14 protein-coding genes are annotated in these 18,351 nt (G+C 60.6%); 7 read left to right on the forward strand and 7 right to left on the reverse strand.

The genetic code is table 11. The features are described from left to right. Window positions 1–11: 11 nt before the first annotated feature. The 5 genes from N805_RS06065 to N805_RS06085 are packed head-to-tail and all read left to right on the forward strand — an operon-like array spanning window position 12 to window position 7,281. Window positions 12–2,087, forward strand: a complete 2,076-nt coding sequence (locus N805_RS06065; RefSeq protein WP_028613022.1) for a type VI secretion system Vgr family protein — start codon at window positions 12–14, stop codon at window positions 2,085–2,087. Further along, entirely contained in the window at window positions 2,084–3,007 is a 924-nt protein-coding gene (locus tag N805_RS06070) for a hypothetical protein (RefSeq protein WP_028613021.1), read from the forward strand. Before N805_RS06065 ends, N805_RS06070 begins: the two co-directional genes overlap by 4 nt. Beyond that, the gene (locus N805_RS06075; protein ID WP_028613020.1) at window positions 3,004–6,219 is read left to right on the forward strand and encodes a T6SS effector BTH_I2691 family protein; all 3,216 of its coding nucleotides are present in this window, start codon (window positions 3,004–3,006) and stop codon (window positions 6,217–6,219) included. The genes N805_RS06070 and N805_RS06075 overlap by 4 nt, the downstream gene beginning before the upstream one ends. Then, window positions 6,212–7,030, forward strand: a complete 819-nt coding sequence (locus N805_RS30920) for a DUF6708 domain-containing protein (protein ID WP_230685708.1) — start codon at window positions 6,212–6,214, stop codon at window positions 7,028–7,030. The genes N805_RS06075 and N805_RS30920 overlap by 8 nt, the downstream gene beginning before the upstream one ends. After that, window positions 7,027–7,281 (forward strand): PAAR domain-containing protein, encoded by a 255-nt coding sequence (locus N805_RS06085; protein WP_019473874.1) that lies wholly within the window; start codon window positions 7,027–7,029, stop codon window positions 7,279–7,281. Before N805_RS30920 ends, N805_RS06085 begins: the two co-directional genes overlap by 4 nt. A 229-nt stretch (window positions 7,282–7,510) precedes the next feature. On the opposite strand, the gene N805_RS06090 is transcribed toward N805_RS06085, so the two are convergent. Both N805_RS06090 and N805_RS06095 read right to left on the reverse strand, forming a co-directional pair. Beyond that, window positions 7,511–8,356, reverse strand: coding sequence for a TIGR03915 family putative DNA repair protein (locus N805_RS06090; protein WP_019471571.1), 846 nt, complete (start codon window positions 8,354–8,356; stop codon window positions 7,511–7,513). Next, window positions 8,347–9,567 (reverse strand): putative DNA modification/repair radical SAM protein, encoded by a 1,221-nt coding sequence (locus N805_RS06095; protein ID WP_016486573.1) that lies wholly within the window; start codon window positions 9,565–9,567, stop codon window positions 8,347–8,349. The genes N805_RS06090 and N805_RS06095 overlap by 10 nt, the downstream gene beginning before the upstream one ends. Before the next feature lie 145 nt (window positions 9,568–9,712). Here N805_RS06095 and mqo point away from each other — a divergent pair, with 145 nt between their 5' ends. Next, entirely contained in the window at window positions 9,713–11,278 is a 1,566-nt protein-coding gene (gene mqo, locus N805_RS06100; RefSeq protein WP_019471572.1) for a malate dehydrogenase (quinone), read from the forward strand. Here mqo and N805_RS06105 read toward each other — a convergent pair. Further along, entirely contained in the window at window positions 11,275–12,624 is a 1,350-nt protein-coding gene (locus N805_RS06105) for a UDP-glucose dehydrogenase family protein (RefSeq protein ID WP_019471573.1), read from the reverse strand. The two genes, mqo and N805_RS06105, sit on opposite strands and share 4 nt — an antisense overlap. A gap of 244 nt (window positions 12,625–12,868) precedes the next feature. On the opposite strand from N805_RS06105, the gene N805_RS06110 reads away from it, so the two are divergent. Then, window positions 12,869–13,915: a class I SAM-dependent methyltransferase gene (locus tag N805_RS06110; RefSeq protein ID WP_019471574.1), complete on the forward strand. Its 1,047-nt coding sequence runs from the start codon at window positions 12,869–12,871 to the stop codon at window positions 13,913–13,915. A 159-nt stretch (window positions 13,916–14,074) separates the two neighbouring features. Here N805_RS06110 and N805_RS06115 read toward each other — a convergent pair whose 3' ends face one another. From N805_RS06115 to N805_RS06130, 4 genes are all read right to left on the reverse strand, one after another. Then, window positions 14,075–15,319: a saccharopine dehydrogenase family protein gene (locus tag N805_RS06115; RefSeq protein ID WP_003248123.1), complete on the reverse strand. Its 1,245-nt coding sequence runs from the start codon at window positions 15,317–15,319 to the stop codon at window positions 14,075–14,077. Between the two features lie 33 nt (window positions 15,320–15,352). After that, window positions 15,353–16,450: a carboxynorspermidine decarboxylase gene (locus tag N805_RS06120; protein WP_019471575.1), complete on the reverse strand. Its 1,098-nt coding sequence runs from the start codon at window positions 16,448–16,450 to the stop codon at window positions 15,353–15,355. 187 nt (window positions 16,451–16,637) lie between these two features. After that, on the reverse strand, window positions 16,638–17,555 hold the full coding sequence (locus N805_RS06125; protein ID WP_019471576.1) for a pyridoxal-phosphate dependent enzyme: 918 nt from the start codon (window positions 17,553–17,555) through the stop codon (window positions 16,638–16,640). Next, window positions 17,552–18,226, reverse strand: a complete 675-nt coding sequence (locus N805_RS06130) for a helix-turn-helix transcriptional regulator (RefSeq protein WP_019471577.1) — start codon at window positions 18,224–18,226, stop codon at window positions 17,552–17,554. Before N805_RS06130 ends, N805_RS06125 begins: the two co-directional genes overlap by 4 nt. Window positions 18,227–18,351: the final 125 nt, after the last annotated feature.

Raw genomic sequence — 18,351 nt, forward strand, 5'->3', positions numbered from 1 at the left:
GGGGACGCCACATGCCTAGCCAATCCGATTTGCGCTTTACCTTCCAGCCGCTGGTGGGCCGGAGTGAATTCGAAGTGGTGTCGTTCGAACTGGACGAAGCCATCAGCACGCCGTTCCAGCTGAAGCTGGAACTGGTCAGTTTTGAAGACGATGTCGACTTCGGCCAGTTGCTCGACAAGCCGGTGCTGTTCACGATCTGGCGTGGCGAGCGCCCGTTGCGCTACGTGCACGGCCTGGTCAGCACCTTCAGCCAGGGTGAGACGGGCTTCCATCGCACCCGTTACCGCGCCCTGGTCGAACCCGTGCTGGCCCGCGCCGGGCTGCGCTCGAACTGGCGCATCTTCCAGCAGAAAACTGTGCCGCAGATTCTCGAGATCATGCTTAAGCGCCAGGGCATCACTGGCTACGAGCTGAAGAGCATCGACAAGCATGAGGTGCGCGAATTCTGCGTGCAGGCCGGTGAAACCGACCTCGACTTCATCGCCCGCCTGGCCGCCGAAGAGGGTTTCGTCTACCGCTTCGAGCACACGCCGAAACTGCACAAGCTGCTGATCACCGACCGGCTGCTGGGGCTGGGGCAGATCAGCCAGGGCGCCATCAAGGGCGAGGACGAGGATGAAGGTTTCTTCGACGACGAGACCGACCCCAACCAGGTGCTGTACCACGCCAACAGCGGCGGCGATCAGGCCAGGCCTTGCCTGCGCCATCTGCGTTACAGCGAGCAGGTGCGTACCGCGCGCCAGGTGCAGCGCGACTACACCTTCACCCACCCCGCCTACCGCCAGGAGCAGCGTGCCGAGGGCAGCGACCATAAGCACCAGTCCACTACGTACGAGCGCTTCGACTACCCTGGCCGCTACAAGCGCGGTGTCGTCGGCGCCCCCTTCACCGCCACCCGCATCACAGCCTTGCGCCATGACGCCCGTCTGGCCGAGGTGGAAGGCGACGATGTGCGCCTGCAGCCGGGGCTGAGCTTCACCTTGACCGAGCACCCGCGCAAAGACCTGAACATGCATTGGCGGGTAACCCGCGTGCACCACGAAGGCACCCAGTTCACCAGCCTGCAGGAAGAGGCCGCAGGTGCGCAGCAAGGCACCCGCTACAAGCAGGAAGCCGTGCTGGTGCCCGGCAGAACCGAATGGCGCCCGGCGCCGTTACCCAAGCCGCGCATCGACGGGCCGCAGATGGCAACGGTGGTGGGGCCCAAGGGCGAGGAGATCTACTGCGACCCATGGGGCCGGGTGAAGGTCAGCTTCCCCTGGGACCGTGAAAGCCAGGACAACGAGTTCAGCTCCTGCTGGGTACGTGTGTCACAAGGCTGGGCCGGCGGTAGCTGGGGTTCGATGGCCATTCCGCGCATCGGCCAGGACGTGATCATCCAGTACGTCAATGCCGACCCCGACCAGCCGATGATCACCGGGCGTACCTACTGTGGTAATCAGCTGCCGCCTTATGACCTGCCCAAGCACAAGACGCGCATGACCATCAAGAGCCAGACCCACAAGGGCGATGGCTTCAACGAGCTGCGCTTCGAGGATGAACTGGGCAAAGAGGAAGTGTTCATCCATGCCCAGCGGGACCAGAACAACATTGTCGGCAATGATGAGACCACGCGTGTCGGGCGTAACCGTGTCGAGCAAGTCGGCCAGGATGAGCAACTGACCATCGGCAACAACTTCCGCCAGGAAACGGCGCATGACCATTCACAGTTTATCGGGCAAAACAGCCGTGTTGACATCAAGCAAGATCTGACTGAACAAGTGGGCAACAACCGCAGCGAGACAACGGGTGCCAACCAGCGTGTCGTCGTTGGTAACAACAGCGAGCTTGTGATCAAAGGGGCTCAATCGATCAGCGTCGGGCAGGGGGTGCAAACACGCACGACGGTCTACCAGTTGCTGGCCAGTGAACGCATCGAGTTCAGAAGCCCTGGCGGCAGCATCGTGCTGGATGCCCAGGGCATTAGCATCAACGGCTTGATACTCGATCTGCAGGGGCAGACCAAGGCGGTAGCGAAGGGGGATGGCAATAGCCAGTCACTTGAGTTTACGGCTGATGGCAGTAACAAGTGCGAGGTCAAGGCATGAAGATCGAGAACCTGGCCCGCAGCCTTGAAGGGCACCATGCGGCGCATTTGCATTGCCATGTGCTGATAGACCCACTAGCGGTCACGGCTAGAAGCGACCATAACTTGCTTGCTCGACTGCGCGAAACGTTGGGCGAAGCAGCGTTGACGCGTGTGCACAGGGCCGATCTCGCCCATGCGCCCCACCTGCACCCGGTATTGGCCTGCCTGGCGTCGCCCGGATCTTTTCCCCGCAGTGACTTGCTCGAGCTGACGGCTCGTGCAGCGTACAGAGGGCTGCACCAGCACCGACGCTACTTGAGTGGCTGGCTTTTCAGCGAGGCAACACCGGCCACGGTAGCCGCCCACCTCACGGCCATGTGCCAAATACCCGATGCCAAACGCCACTTCAACTTTTACCCAGTCTATGAACCCGTTCGCCTGGAGCTGCTCGCGGCAACGTTCAAGCAGGTCGAGCATGGCCCGTGGTGGCCGGTCAACAGCTGGTTGTTCCTGAGTAGCGGTGGAAGGTTGGCCCACCTCAAAGGGCAGAGCGGACCGCGGCACTCTTTGCCGGAGCCTGCCCAGCGGATTCAGCGGGATGTGGCGTTGGTCGAGCGCGTGCTGGCTGTCTGGAGAGTGCTGCGTGCGGGCTCGAAGGACGCGAGCCAGTGCCAGGTACCGCCATTAGCCGCCGTGCGTGTATCCAACCATATTGACGACGCACGAGCGTTGGGCCTGAGCGAAGAGGAGGACATCACGGTTTTCGCTCTTCATCACCTGTGCATCCATCCCAAGCTGAATACCGTTGCTGCAGTGCACAGCATGGTTGAGGCAGCCGTAAACGACCGCCGTCCTCTTGCCCCAATGCTCGCTCGTTATTCCGAGGCGCAATGGTGTCGCCTGATCGATCCCCTCCCAGTAAACGAGAGGCGCTTATGACCCTCAGTCAACGTATCGCCATTGCGGCAGCCGAAGCCGGGCTCCCTTCTGGCCAGTGCATGGCTTGCGAGCGGCAAGGTTTGCCGATACTACCGCTGCGCCGCGCCCTGGTGCCGGATGCGCGCCCAGGTTGCGTCACCACCGTCGCCGGTAGCCTGCACGTTACAGCCAAGATGGGCCTACGTACCTTGCGCATGGGTTACCTGTATGTGCTGCTGGACCAGCAGGTCTGGCATGCCTACGAAGCCAGCGAACAGGGCCACCTGCGCCGCTTCAACCCCTACGAACCGTCAGACGGCCTACCCGCGTCGCTGCCCGAAAAATGCGTTAATGAAAACCACGACATTCCTTCATCCTTCCTGAACATCGATACCGACCGGTATGGCAGCGCTTGGTTGGCTTTCTCCAGCGACCCTTGGCCGGCGAGCGTTTTGAACGCCTACAAGAAGGGCCAGGCACCTGCGCATCGCTTCGAGGGGGTTGACCTGACCCAGGCGCGTAACAACCCAGAATTACTGGGCATTGCCATGACGCCGGATGACCTGCAGGTCGACAAGGATGTGTTCGAGTACGCCCAGCATGGGTGCTCGCCGTTTGACAGTGCGCATGGCTTTCACACTCGCAAGCTGCGTAGGTTTGCCTTGAAGGGGTACCTGGTCAACGCGATGAACCGGCACACGCTGAAGAACGGCGTGCTGGCGGTGGTGCTGGACGATACCGTTGGGCTGATTCAGGAATTCAATCACCAGCGGTTGAACTGGGTGGTGAAGCGCCAGGTCTGGCGTGAGGACCCCATGCGTGCCTACCAACTGCAGACCTCGCAAATCCTGCAGATCATTCGGGCCACCCATCGCGAGTGGGCAGCGCAGAAGGTGCCTTCACTGGAGCCGATGGCGGGTAGAGGACCGTTTGTACCGATTGACCCTACGGTAGAGCGGCCGCGTATGGTCGAGCAAGCGATGAAGGACAGCGACGATAAACTCGAGCAGCGCTACCACGAACCACAACGGGCGGCGTTCCAGGCCGAGTATGACCAGCAGGAAGCCGAGTTCCAGCGCTTCATCGACAAGGACGCCCGTGCTTACGCCGCGCTGTTCGACACGCCCATGTTCAAGGTGGCCGAGCAGTACGACTACGACGGTGATCACCGTGAGTCTGGCGTAGCGTATGCCAAGACCATGGCGCTGTGCCTGGGTGGCGGCATTACCGAGGCGATTGTGCCTGGCGCGGCTCCCGCGGCCGGCACCAGCGAAACGCTCTGGCTGAAATGGCTAGTAGATCCAGACAGCCCACCCTACCGCGCAGTGCTGATGCGCGACCGTACGTTGTTGGCTGGCCTGCTTCCCAGCTTTTCTGCTGCCGAAACCATCAACTGGAATGACAGCGACAAGCTTTACTCGATGCTGAGCAAAATCATCGCCAGCGACGATGCCGGCTTGCGCATGCGCAATACCCTCAAGCAAGCCATTGCCGAAACCCAGGGCGCGCTCAACGCCGCCAGCCAACGGTTGTCGCCCAATTTGCCACTTGGCATTCAGACCGCCGTGCGGCACCTGAACAGTACAACCCAGTTCCTGTACAACGGCGTGCACCTGATCGAGCTGGAAGTGAAGATGAAGCTGGGCGAGTACTACGCCTTGCAGAGTGCCCACCTGCGCGAGTTGCAGCACAAGGCCAATGCGTCGATTGCCGAGGCACGGGATCGGATGCATCGCAACATTGATGACATCGACATCCATTCAACCAAGGCCTGGAACAAGGTGCGGCCGATCATCCAGCACGGGCTGATGAGCCTGGCCGTGCTGGATCCGCGGTTTACCAACACCATGATCAGTGTGTCGGTGTGGGTCGAGGGTACCGCGGCGGACGTGCATGGTCGGTTGTTTGAGGGAGCCAACATGAAGCTAACTCAGGCAAGCAGCTTGGCGCAGCGTACCTTGGTGGATGTCTCGGTAGCGGCGGGGACGCTCGAGTCGAATGCGCGAAAAGTGTTGCAGGGCATGCGTATTACTTCGCAGCAGGCGGCGCAGTTGGTGCGAACCGGGTTTCGCGGCTTGCGTGGAGTGGCAGGCAGTTGGGAGTTGCTGCTGGCGATAGGTGGGTTGTACTTGCAGCACGACAGCTTGACCAGGAATCAGCAAAAGGCGGAGGCGGAGATTGGGCCGAAGGCTTACGAAGCAAAATTGGCATTGCAAGGTTCGCAATTGGGACTGTTGGGAGGGCAACTTGAGGTGGTGGGACTTGTATTGAGGTCAACTGCTGGCCGAATGGGGGGGACGTTGACCAAAGCCACCGTATCCACTGGAGGGACCTTAATAAGGCTGGGGGCGGTAGTAAGCTCTGTTGCTGGGCTTATCGAAGCCGCTCAGGCTTTTTCAGCTGCTAAACGCGCTTCGGCAGCAGGCGACAGTGTAGCGATGGCGTATTTCTATTCCTCTGCAGCAACTTTTGGTACCGGAGCCATGTTCTTTGCAGGAGCGGTATTCAATTCTTCTCTTCTTGGCCCATTAGGTATTGCTGTGATACTGGTGCTGTTAGCATATACGGCGAGCAAGCAAGCTGAAAGAAATGAATCAGACCTGCTGGAACGTTGGGCAAGGCGATGCTGCTTTGGAAAAGCAGATGAAATGCCTGTTATTCATTGGGATACTCCAGAATATGCGGATATAGCTTTTGCCGAACTCAATGCTGCAACGCTGGGCATGCAAGCTAGGCTGCACTTTGAGTCAAACCTCATAACCGATCCGACTGTTCCTCGGATAGGTGGATTGGTCGGGTTAGAAGTAGAGCATAAGCTGAAATTTCAGATCGTCTTGCCTAGGTATAGGAAAAAAGACTCTGCGTATAGCTGGAATTTGATAGTGCATCGTCATGGTGATGGAGATTTTCCAGAGTTTTCCGGTGGGGAAATCCTTGTTGGTGAAGATCGCCATGCTTCTTTTAGTGCTGTTTCCAAATCGGCTAACTATTCTGAATTTTCTTCACCGCGCCTTCCTGACTACAAAAGTGATATCGCTTTTGATAAAAAACTGCATATCGCGGCAGCGGGTGATGAAGAGTTGGCGAGTCTAGAGATTTCTGGAGTTATTGAGCTTCTGCCGACGATAGGAAGTCACTCCGTAGTGGCAGCGACATTACTAGTAATGTTTTGGCCAGATCGTAATATAGACAGTGCGTATGCCGAGGTATGTAACCGGAGGCAAAATGATTGAGCGTGAGTCAAGAGTTTTATGGAGGCGCGAATTGGGCTGGAGCCGCGATTTGCCACATGTGGATGAAGGAATAGGCACCCGTTTAAATCTGGAGGATATCAAACCGTCGCCGAACCATATTGACGATGTCTATCTGGAATTGTCCAGGTCCACTCTAATATTGCGTGGCGTTCTGGCCTTGCTTGGCATTCCCACATTGCTGTTCTTTTTTGGTTTGACGCTGTGGTTGTACTGGACTGTTTTGAGTTATGGCTGGACGCGTGAATGGATGATGTACGTTATACTAATTATTGGGCCTATTGTTTGGTTTGGCGGTGTGTTTTCGGTTGTGAAGTTAGATTTTATGCTTCCAAGAGACGAGCCCATTCGCTTTAATCGTCTGCGACGGAAGGTCTATTTCTATCAGTTCCGTTACCACTACTTTTACTTGTTCAGCCGTAAGCACTGGGGTGTAAAACCTGTCGCCTACAACTGGGCCGACGTAACCGCCGAAGTTTACCGCGTCTACGCTCCCGGCCACGGCGGCCTTATCGAAAACGTCAAGTTGTCTGTCCGCAACCCGGAAACCAACGAAGTCATCGATCGCGTGGAGTTCGCCTCCAACCTATACAAAGGTGAAGCCTACTGGGCCATCGCCCGGCTGTTCATGCTGCAAGGCCCCGAAGCTTTGCCAAAGTTCGTGCACCCACCCCGCGACTGGAACGACGACGATGGCCTGAGCCACATGCATTGCCTGGCGCCAAAGGTTGAATGGCCAGCGGACATTGACCGCGAATCCCGTACTGCACCGTCTGAAGGAGAAGCCCCATGAACCCGGTTGTACTTGTAGGCCACCAGCACAACTGCCCGCTGCATGGGGTTAACCAGGTAGAGAGCGGCAGTGCTGCTTATACATTCAATGGTAGGCCGGTTGCCAGGGTGGGGGACCGGACAACCTGTGGCGCGGTGATAGAGAGTGGGGCTGGGCATTTCCTGATCGAAGGTGCGGCGGTGGCCCGCAAAGGCGACCGGACGGATCATGGTGGTGTGCTTGAGGAGGGCGATGCTGGGTGGCTGCTGTAAGACGGGCTGTAGAACAGGCATTGAAGTGGATGGCACCGGCTAAAGCCGCTCCCACAGAAACCGGTTGTGACCAAGGACTTACGCTGTACCTGTGGGAGCGGGCATGCCCGCGAAGCAGGCAACGCGGTGGATGGCACGGGCTTCGCCCGGGTTCGCGGGCGCGCCCGCTCCCACAGCGATCCTGCATGCTTCAAGACGCCATCTAAGACAGCGTGAGACAGTTATTTTTTCAGCTACCTGCGGGTGTGTTGATCTGTTTGCCGGGTTTAGCGGCAACTTCGACGGCTTGACCGTCCCGCTGTTTGCCTTGGCGGGCCAGGCCTTCGAGCTGCGGTATCAGCATGCCTTCCGGCAAATGCCGCCAGAACCGCCCGGGCATGTGCAGGCGCAGGGCATCGGGGTTGAGGCGGGCGGGGTTGAAGGTGTGGCGGTAGTAGGTGCGCCATAGTTCGGCGCCTGGGTCTTCAGCATTGCGTGCCCATTGCTGCCAGCGCTCCGGGCACCGGCGTTGGTAATCGAATGCCTGGCCGTCGAACCGAATGCCATCCTGTGGTGTGGCGATCAACCAGCGTAAACGCCCCAGGCGGTCGGCAAAATGTGGGCTGGCACTCTCCAGAATGTCATGCACTGGTTCGTGGTAGGCCACCAGATCAAGTTGCAGGCGTTCTGCCAACGCTTCTGGCAACGGCACGAAGCGCACAAACGCATGAAGGTGATGTGCCTCTCGGGTAACTTGCTTGATGCGCCGTTGCAACTCACTGCCCAATCGGTCGCCGGCCAGCATGGCCGTGCGGTCACCATGGGCCACCCGCCAGAGCACTTCGTACAACAGGTTCCAGCGTTGCTCGCCACAGTAACGGGCCGCCTGTTCCAACTGGCTCAGCAGCGCGGCAGGCACCTTGGCGCGAAAGGGGCCAGGGCCCTCCGGGAGCGGCGCAGGCACCGCCAGCAGGTCTGCCATCGGGCCTTGTGACCAGGTGACTTGCGACGGGTCGATGCCATGCCCCAGCAACACGCGGGCCTGGTCCCGCCAGGTGGCGAACCGGTCATCGCAGTTGAGCGCAATCATCCCCACAACCCCATCTGCACCGGTGCCTGCGGTTCACGCAAACGTGCTCGCAGCAAGCCGCTGCGCAGCTCGCCCTGGGCTGGGCGGTAATCGCTGGTGACGATGAACGGCCGCGCCTTGTCCAGCACGCAGCGCAACTGGATCAGGTCGTCATAGCGGATTCGCCGTTCCCGGCGTAGCGCAACCAGCCGCTGCACGCTGCGCAGGCCGATACCGGGAATGCGCGCCAGCAGGGCAGGCTCGGCGCGGTTTACATCCAGCGGAAAAACGTCACGGTTGGCCAGCGCCCAGGCCAGCTTGGGGTCGATGTCCAACGCCAGGTTACCGCTTTGGCCAAGCAGTTCACCTGCCTTGTAGCCATAGCCACGCAGCAGGAAGTCGGCCTGGTACAGGCGGTGCTCGCGCAGTAGCGGCGGTGCAGCCAGGGGCACGCTGCCCGGGCTGTCGGGGATCGGGCTGAAGGCTGAGTAGTACACGCGCTTCAGGCCGTAACCCTGGTACAGCGACTCGGCATTGCGCAGCAGGGTACTGTCGTCGGTGCTGTCGGCGCCGACGATGACCTGGGTACTTTGCCCGGCAGGGGTGAAGCGCGGGGCCTTGGGTTCGTTGGCCACGGCTTGCTGGCCCTGGTGAATCACGCCCATGGCCTGACGGATGGTATGCGCGTGTTTTTCCGGCGCCAGGCGCTTGAGGCTGGCTTCGGTGGGCAGTTCGATGTTGACGCTGAGGCGGTCGGCCAGGCGGCCGGCCTCTTCGATCAGCAGCGGGTCGGCATCGGGGATGGTCTTGAGGTGTATGTAGCCGCGGAAGTTGTGCTCTTCGCGTAACAAGCGGGCTACGCGGATCAGTTGCTCCATGGTGTAGTCCGCCGAACGGATGATGCCAGAGCTGAGGAACAGGCCGCTGATGCAATTGCGTCGGTAGAAATCCAGCGTCAGGCGTACCACTTCCTCAGGGCTGAAGCGCGCGCGGGGGACGTTGCTGGAGCGGCGGTTCACGCAGTATTGGCAGTCGTACAGGCAAAAGTTGGTCAACAGTACCTTGAGCAGCGATACGCAGCGGCCGTCGGGGGTGTAGCTGTGACAGATACCCATGCCGTTGGTAGCGCCCAGGCCGTCGCCGCCGCGCGAATTGCGCTTGGGCGCACCGCTGCTGGCGCAGGATGCGTCGTACTTGGCGGCGTCGGCAAGGATGCCGAGTTTGGCGATGAGTTGCATGGGGCTGTCTCTGCGTACTGAATATTCATACAGTATTTTGAGACGTGACTGATTGCAAGTGGTTGTGCGTAAGCCATGCCCGACTAAATCCGTCAGCTAAGCTTGAGGCTGGACTTTCGGATAGCAACGAGGCGCGGAAAAGGTTATGAAAATCACCCTGAAGCCGGAGCTGGCGTTGGCCGGGCTGGCCTTGGCCTTTGGCATGCTCAACGCCCAGGCCGCGGAAACCAGAAAGGTCGATGTCATGCTGGTGGGCGGCGGCATCATGAGTTCCACCCTGGCGGTCTGGCTCAACGAGCTGGAGCCAGGCTGGTCCATGGAGATGGTCGAACGCCTGGACAAGGTGGCTGAAGAAAGCTCCAACGGCTGGAACAACGCAGGCACCGGCCACTCGGCCCTTGCCGAACTCAACTACACCCCGGAAAAAGACGGCAAGATCGACATCAGCAAGGCGGTGGAGATCAACGAGTCGTTTCAGGTCACCCGCCAGTTCCTGGCCTGGCAGGTGAAGCAGGGGGTGTTGAAGAACCCGCATTCATTTATCAACACCACGCCCCACATGAGTTTCGTCTGGGGTGACGACAACATCCGCTTCCTGAAAAAGCGCTACGAGGCGCTGCAGGCCAGCCCGTTGTTCAAGCCCATGCAGTACTCCGAGGACCATGAGCAGATCCGCAAATGGGTACCGTTGATGATGGAGGGGCGCGACCCCAACCAGAAACTGGCAGTAACCTGGACGCCGATTGGCACCGATGTCAACTTTGGCGAGATTACCCGGCAATATGTGGGCTACTTGCAAACCCGGCCCAACTTCGACCTCAAGCTGTCTAGCGAAGTGCAGGAAATCACCCGCAACGACGACGGTTCCTGGCATGTCGAGTACAAAAACCTCAAAGATGGCAGCAAGGCAGCCACCGACGCCAAGTTCCTGTTCATTGGTGCCGGCGGTGCGGCGTTACCCCTGCTGCAGAAGTCGGGCATCGACGAAGCCAAGGACTATGCCGGTTTCCCGGTCGGCGGTTCGTTCCTGGTCACCGACAACCCCGCCATCGCCCAGCGGCACATGGCCAAGGCCTATGGCATCGCCGCCACCGGTGCGCCGCCCATGTCGGTGCCGCACCTGGACACCCGGGTGCTCGATGGCAAGCGCATGATCCTGTTCGGGCCGTTCGCCACCTTCTCGACCAAGTTCCTCAAGCAAGGCTCGCTGCTCGACCTGCTTGCCAGTACCAGCGTGCACAACGCCTGGCCGATGGTGCGGGTCGGGGTACGCGAGTTTGACCTGGTGCAGTACCTGATCGGTCAGGTGCTGCAATCTGACAATGACCGCTTCGAAGCGCTGCGCACCTACTTCCCCGAGGCCAAGAAGGAAGACTGGCGGTTGTGGCAGGCGGGGCAGCGTGTACAGATCATCAAGAAGGACGAGGCACTCGGTGGCGTGCTCAAGCTCGGTACCGAAGTGGTGACGTCCAGGGACGGCAGCATTGCCGGCTTGTTGGGGGCCTCGCCCGGCGCCTCGACTGCGGCGCCAATCATGCTCGATGTGCTGAACAAGGTGTTCAAGGACAAGGTGGCCTCGCCCGAGTGGCAGGCGAAGATCAAGCAGATCATCCCGTCCTATGGCACCCGCCTGAATGACCACCCGGACCAGGTACAGAAGGAGTGGGCGTATACCAACGAGGTGCTGCAGCTGGAACCTCCTGCGCCTTAGCGTCCGGCTGGCCACGGCCGATCTGGCTGCACCTGGCCGCGGCCGATACCGTAGTAAGTCAGGCCGGCGGCGGCCATGTGTTTGGGCTCGAACAGGTTGCGCCCGTCGAACACCACCCGGTCGGCCAACTGTTGCGGTACCTTGTCCAGGTTGAGCACGCGGTAATCCTGCCATTCGGTGACGATTACCAGCGCATCGGCGCCCTCCAGTGCATCGTCCTTGCAGGGCACCAGTTGCAGGTCGGCGCGCCGGCCGTAGTGCCGCTGGATTTCTTCCATCGCCTGCGGGTCGTGGGCCTGTACTCGCGCGCCAGCAGCCCACAGCGCTTCCAGCAAGACCCGGCTGGAGGCTTCACGGATGTCATTGGTGTTGGGCTTGAACGACAACCCCCACAAGGCAAACACCTTGCCCCGCAGGCCATCGGGATAATGCCGCTGGATCTTGCTGAACAGCCGGCCCTTCTGATGTTCGTTGACCGACTCCACCGCACGCAGCAACTGCGGCTCGAAGCCTTCAGCCTCGGCGCTGCGGCGCAGGGCTTGCAGGTCTTTGGGGAAGCACGAGCCGCCAAAGCCGCACCCGGCGTAGATGAAGTCGTAACCGATGCGCGGGTCGGAGCCGATGCCACGGCGGACCATTTCGATATCGGCCCCCAGGTGCTCGGCCAGGTTGGCGATTTCGTTGATGAAGGAGATCTTGGTCGCCAGCATGCAGTTGGCCGCGTATTTGGTCAGCTCGGCGCTGCGTGCATCCATGACCATGAGTTTTTCGCGGTTGCGGCTGAACGGCAGGTACAGTTCGCGCAGCAACTCCACTTCGGCCTGTTCGGCGCCGCCGATGATGATGCGATCCGGACGCATGCAATCGTCCACGGCAGAGCCTTCCTTGAGAAACTCCGGGTTGCTGATTACCTGGAAACGACTGGTGTCGGCGACAGCCTGGGCTATTCGCAACTTGATGCGGTGCACCGTGCCGACCGGCGCGGTGGATTTGTTGACGATCACCCTGGCGCCATCAGCATGTTCGAGGATGCTGTCGACCACGGCAAAAACGTGCTTCAGGTCGGCGCTGCCATCGGCTTGTGGCGGTGTGCCGACTGCGATGAACTGCAGCTTGGCGTAGTGGACTGCTGCCCGGGCATCGGTGGTGAAACGCAGGCGGCCGCAGGCCAGGTTTTTCTCCAGCAGCGGCGCAAGGCCCGGCTCGAAGAACGGGCAATGACCGTCATTGAGGGTGGCGACCCGCTCGGCGTCGACATCCATGCACAACACCGAATGCCCCACCTGGGCCAGGCACACTGCCTGGGTGAGGCCAACGTAGCCGGTACCGAAGACCGTGACTTTCATCTTTCCGCTCCTTGATAAGACAGCTGAAAAAAAATGTCACAGTGTTGTTTAGGAATTGTTACCTGAAGGAGTGATTCAGCCGCTATGAGGACGGTATCTCGTCGCGTATGTGCAGAAGATCTAGACTTATCGAGTGCTCGCGGTAACGCGCTGTAGGGCGAGCGCAAACCCTTGAACCGACCACCGCCTCCCCGGAGCAGTGTTCCCTCGCTGGCGATGGCCTTCTTGCAGAGGAGGGCAGGTCATGGACGAGGCAAGGCTTCACGATTTCATGGGCAAGTTGGTGGGCGACATGGGCGCAGCGGCGACCCTGGCCAATGTTATCCTGGGCGACGAACTGGGGCTGTACCGAGCCATGGCCGACAGCCAGCCGACTACCCCCGAAGCGCTGGCGGAAAAAACCGGCTGCCATCCACGCCTGGTGCGCGAATGGCTGAACGCCCAGGCCGCTGCGGGTTACATGGAGCACGACAAAGGCTTTTTTGTGCTACCCGAAGCGCAGGCCATGGCCTTGGCGCTGGAGGACTCCCCGGCTTACATGGCCGGTGGTGCAGCAGTGATTGCCGCGCTGTTTCATGACAAAGACAAGCTGATCGCGGCCATGCGCGGTAATGGCGGGTTGGCCTGGGGGGACCACCACCCGTGCATGTTCAGCGGTACCGAGCGGTTTTTCCGGCCGGGCTACCGTACGTTTCTGGTAGCTGAATGGTTGCCGGCGCTCGAGGGTGTGGTGGCCAAGCTACAGGCGGGCGCCAAGGTCGCGGATGTAGGCTGCGGGCATGGTGCTTCGACGCTGGTCATGGCCCAGGCATTTCCAGCGTCGACCTTCGTCGGCTACGACTACCACGGACCTTCCATTACCACCGCCAACGCGCGCGCGCGTGAGGCGGGGCTGGCAGAGCGGGTAAGCTTCAAGCAGGCCAGCGCAAAGGATTACCCAGGGCATGACCATGACCTGGTGTGCTTCTTCGATTGCCTGCACGACATGGGCGACCCGGTGGGGGCTGCCAAGCATGCCTATCGTGCGTTGAAGGCTGACGGCACGGTGATGCTGGTAGAGCCTTATGCCGAGGATTCGCTGGACGGCAACCTGACGCCGGTCGGGCGCTTGTTCTATGCCGCGTCTACCTTCATCTGCACGCCGAATTCGCTGTCGCAGGAGGTGGGCCTGGGGCTGGGGGCACAAGCTGGAGAGGCGCGCTTGCGGGCGGTGTTCGAGGAAGCGGGGTTCAGCCGCTTCCGGCGGGCGACGCAGACGCCGTTCAACCTGATTCTGGAGGCGCGGAAGTAGGGTCTAGTCCTGCACTGGCCTCTTCGCGGGCTTGCCCGCTCCCACAGGATCGCTACAGGCCTGAAGAAGCACGTTACCTGTCGGAGCGGGCGAGCCCGCGAAAAGGCCGGGCCTGCAAAAGCAGAAGGGGCGCCATGTGGCGCCCCTTCTGTTTGTTGCTTAGGCTTCAGCGTCCCAAGGACGATCGCCTTTTTCATCTTTGACGCGGGTCGGCAGGCCCATCACGTCCAGCGCCTTGAGGAACGGCTCGGCTGGCAGCTCCTCGACGTTGACCATGCGCTTGGCATCCCATTCGCCACGGGCAACCAGCAGGGCGGCGGCCACTGGCGGTACACCGGCGGTGTAGGAAATGCCTTGGCTGTCGGTCTCGGCGTAGGCTTCTTCGTGGTCTGCCACGTTGTAGATGAACACTTCGCGCGGCTGGCCATCCTTGGTGCCTTTGACCAGGTCACCGATGCAGGTCTTGCCGGTGTAGCCAGGGGCCAGCGAGGCTGGGTCTGGCAGCACGGCCTTGACCACTTTCAGCGGTACCACTTCCAGGCCTTCGGCGGTTTTTACCGGTTGCTCGCTGAGCAGGCCCAGGTTTTTCAGCACGGTGAACACATTGATGTAGTGCTCGCCAAAGCTCATCCAGAAACGCACGTTCGGCACGTTGAGGTTCTTCGAAATCGAGTGAACTTCGTCGTGGCCGGTCAGGTAAAGGTTCTGCGAGCCTACTACTGGCAGGTCGTCAGTACGCTTGACCTCGAACATGGTGTTGCTGGTCCACTGGCTGTTCTGCCAGCTCCACACTTGACCGGTGAACTCGCGGAAGTTGATTTCCGGGTCGAAGTTGGTGGCAAAGTACTTGCCATGCGAACCGGCATTGACGTCGAGAATGTCGATCGAATCAATGCTGTCGAAATACTGCTGCTGCGCCAGCTTGGCGTAGCTGTTCACCACACCCGGGTCGAAACCGACGCCGAGAATGGCGGTAATGTTCTTTGCCTGGCACTCTTCGAGGTGTTTCCACTCGTAGTTGCCGTACCACGGCGGGGTCTCGCAAATCTTGCCCGGCTCTTCGTGGATGGCGGTGTCCAGATAGGCGACACCCGTATCGATGCAGGCACGCAGCACCGACATGTTGAGGAAGGCGGAACCTACGTTGATCACGATCTGCGATTCGGTCTCGCGGATCAGCGCCTTGGTTGCCTCGACATCGAGGGCATTGAGCGAGAAGGCCTGGATGTCGGCGGGTACCTTGAGGCTACCCTTGGCCTTGACGCTGTCGATGATGGCCTGGCATTTGGAGATGTTCCGTGACGCGATAGCGATACGACCCAGTTCGTCGTTATGCTGCGCGCACTTGTGGGCCACCACCTTGGCGACACCTCCTGCACCAATGATAAGAACGTTCTTCTTCAATTTACCTTTTGCTCCTTACTTGGAAAGCCGGCCTTACGACAGGCTGGAAACGTAGTCTTCGAAACCGAACTCGCGGACGACTTCGACGCTGCCGTCGAGTTGCTTGACCACGATGGATGGCATCTTCAGACCGTTGAACCAGTTTTTCTTGACCATGGTGTAACCCGCCGTGTCGATGAACGACAGGCGATCGCCAATGGCCAACGGGCGATCGAATTGGTACTCGCCGAAGATGTCACCGGCCAGGCACGACTTGCCGCAGACCATGTAGGTGTGCTCGCCGTCGTTGGGGGCCATCTTGGCGTTGAGGCGGTAGATCAGCAGGTCGAGCAGGTGCGCTTCGATCGAGCTGTCGACCACGGCCAGGTGCTTGCCGTTGTACAGGGTGTCGAGCACGGTCACTTCCAGCGAGGCGCTGTTGGTGATGGCTGCTTCGCCCGGCTCCAGGTACACCTGCACGCCGTATTTCTCCGAGAAGGCTTTGAGGCGCGCGCAGAAGGCGTCTACCGCATAGTCTTCACCGGTGAAGTGGATGCCGCCACCGAGGCTGACCCACTCGACCTTGTGCAGCAGGTGACCGAAGCGCTCTTCGATGTGCGTGAGCATCTTGTCGAACAGGCCGAAGTCGCCGTTCTCGCAGTTGTTGTGGAACATGAAACCGGAGATCTGTTCGATCACCTGCTCGATCTTGGCAGGGTCCCATTCGCCCAGGCGGCTGAACGGACGTGCCGGGTCGGCGAGCAGGTAGTCGGAGCTGCTGACCTGCGGGTTGACGCGCAGGCCGCGTACCTTGCCTTCGGACTGTTCGGCAAAGCGCTGCAGCTGGCCGATCGAGTTGAAGATGATCTTGTCGCAGTTCTCGAGCATTTCCTCGACCTCGTCGTCGGCCCAGGCCACGCTGTAGGCGTGGGTTTCGCCGGCGAACTTCTGGCGGCCGAGCTTGAGCTCGAAAAGCGAGGACGAGGTGGTGCCGTCCATGTACTGCTGCATCAGGTCGAACACCGACCAGGTAGCGAAGCACTTGAGGGCAAGCAGCGCCTTGGCACCGGAGTGTTCACGCACGTAGGCGATCTTCTGCATGTTGCTGAGCAGCTTGGTTTTGTCGATGAGGTAATACGGCGTCTTGATCATTTAAAGGCCCCCGGCCAGGCCGGCCAAAAAAAGGACACGCATTGTGCCTTCACTTGCCGCAGACCGAAAGGGTGCGATACGCATTTCGTCAGGGTTGACGCCGTTGCGAGGGCATTTTTCCGGTTGCGGCGGGCTCAGTAGAACAGGCGCATGTGACTGTCGTAATCACCACCGACGGGCGGCAGCCTCAATCAGCTTGCTGCAACCACGCGTGAATCTGCTCCAGCGTTGCAGTAGCCCCACCACAAACCACCACCAGCACATTCTGGTATTGCGCCAGGGCGCCCGGCGCATACGCCAATGCCAACGCCGCTCCACACGCCGGTTCGACCAGCACGCGGTGGTCCAGCAGGAACCGCTCGCAGGCCTCCAGCGCCGCGCGATCGCTGACCAGGTGGCTGTGCACCGGGTGTTGCTGAGCGCAGGCCAGCGCCTGATCGGCTACCCGCTTTGCCCCCAGCGACGTCGCCACCGAAGCGATGCGCTCCAGCTCGACCGAATGCCCCGCCTGCATGGCCGCATGCAGCGACGCGGCGCCGTGGGTTTCCACCGCCAGCACCGGGACATCCCCCCAACCATTGCGCTGCAGCCCCTGGACCACGCCGCTGAGCAACCCGCCACCGCCCACCGACAGCACCACGGCGTCCGGTTTCACGCCTGCTTCGGCGACCTCATCGATCAGGCTGGCATGCCCGGCCCACAGCAGCGGGTCGTCAAACGGGTGGATGAACGCATCATTCGGCCCCACCAAGGTCTGCGCCAGGGCGTTGGCCTCTTGCCAGGAGCTGCCATGCACCACCACGTTGGCGTCTTCCAGGCGCAGCAACTCCTTGGCCCGCTCGGTGGTGGTCTCGGGAACTACAACGGTCACCGGCACACCCAGCTTGCGCCCCGCATACGCTACTGCCAGGCCGGCGTTGCCGCCCGAGGAAGAAATGAACTGCTGGGCGCCACGGGCCTGATGCACTTCGCAGGCGTGGCCGACGCCGCGCAGCTTGAACGAGCCGCAAGGTTGCAGGGCATCGAGCTTGAGCCAGATGTTTCGGCCCGCGGCCAACGATATGGAACGAGATTCGATCAGGGGGGTGTGGATATGCAAGGTCATTGGGTGGTTCCGCGTAATTGTTCAAGGTAGTTGTAAATGGTGTAGCGGGTTACGCCGAGGGCACTTGCGGCCTTTTCCACGCCGCCTTTGACGATGAACAGGCCGCGCTCCTGCATGACCCGCACGGCTTCGACCTTGGCCTGTTTGTTCATTCGGCCTTGGCCGCTACGTTGCAGGGAAGCCTGGATGATCTCGCTCATCAGCAGTTCCATGTCGGCGGGTTCGCTGACGGCAGGCGTGGCCCCCAGCGGTTGGAACTGCTGGAGAAAGCTCATGGCGGCGTCCAGGCCGGTGACGTCGGTGTTGACGCAGAGGCTGGCGAAGGGGTGGCCGGTGCTGTCGCGAAAGATCGCGGTGGCGCTGCGCAGGGTGCGGCCCTTGAGTGTGGTGGGGTAGTCGGGCAGTACCACCGGCTCGCTGCCGTGCTGGTCGGCTGAGGCCTGCATCAGTGCCTTGAAGCCTTGGTCCTGCTCTGGGGCGGCGAGGATCGGGCTGCCGACGCTGCGGCCGGAGAGGTGACCGTTGACGATCGCTACCACGGAATGTTCCGGGTGGTCAAGGTCGTGCAGGAGAATTTCCATGTTGCGTGCGGCAACGCTGCCCAGGGCCTGGATGGCAGCCTTGAGCACTGTGAGGGTGAGGTGGCGTTCTTCGCCGGGGGTGATAGGCATGGCAGATCGCAATATCAACGTTTTGTGTATTTTTACACATAAAGTTGAATTGTGCGATCTGTGGTGGTTCTACCGGCCCATCGCCGGCAAGCCAGCTCCCACAGGTACTGCACAACCCTTGAGAT

Source organism: Pseudomonas putida S13.1.2 (assembly GCF_000498395.2).
In the GTDB taxonomy this organism is placed as follows: Bacteria; Pseudomonadota; Gammaproteobacteria; order Pseudomonadales; family Pseudomonadaceae; genus Aquipseudomonas; species Aquipseudomonas putida_Q.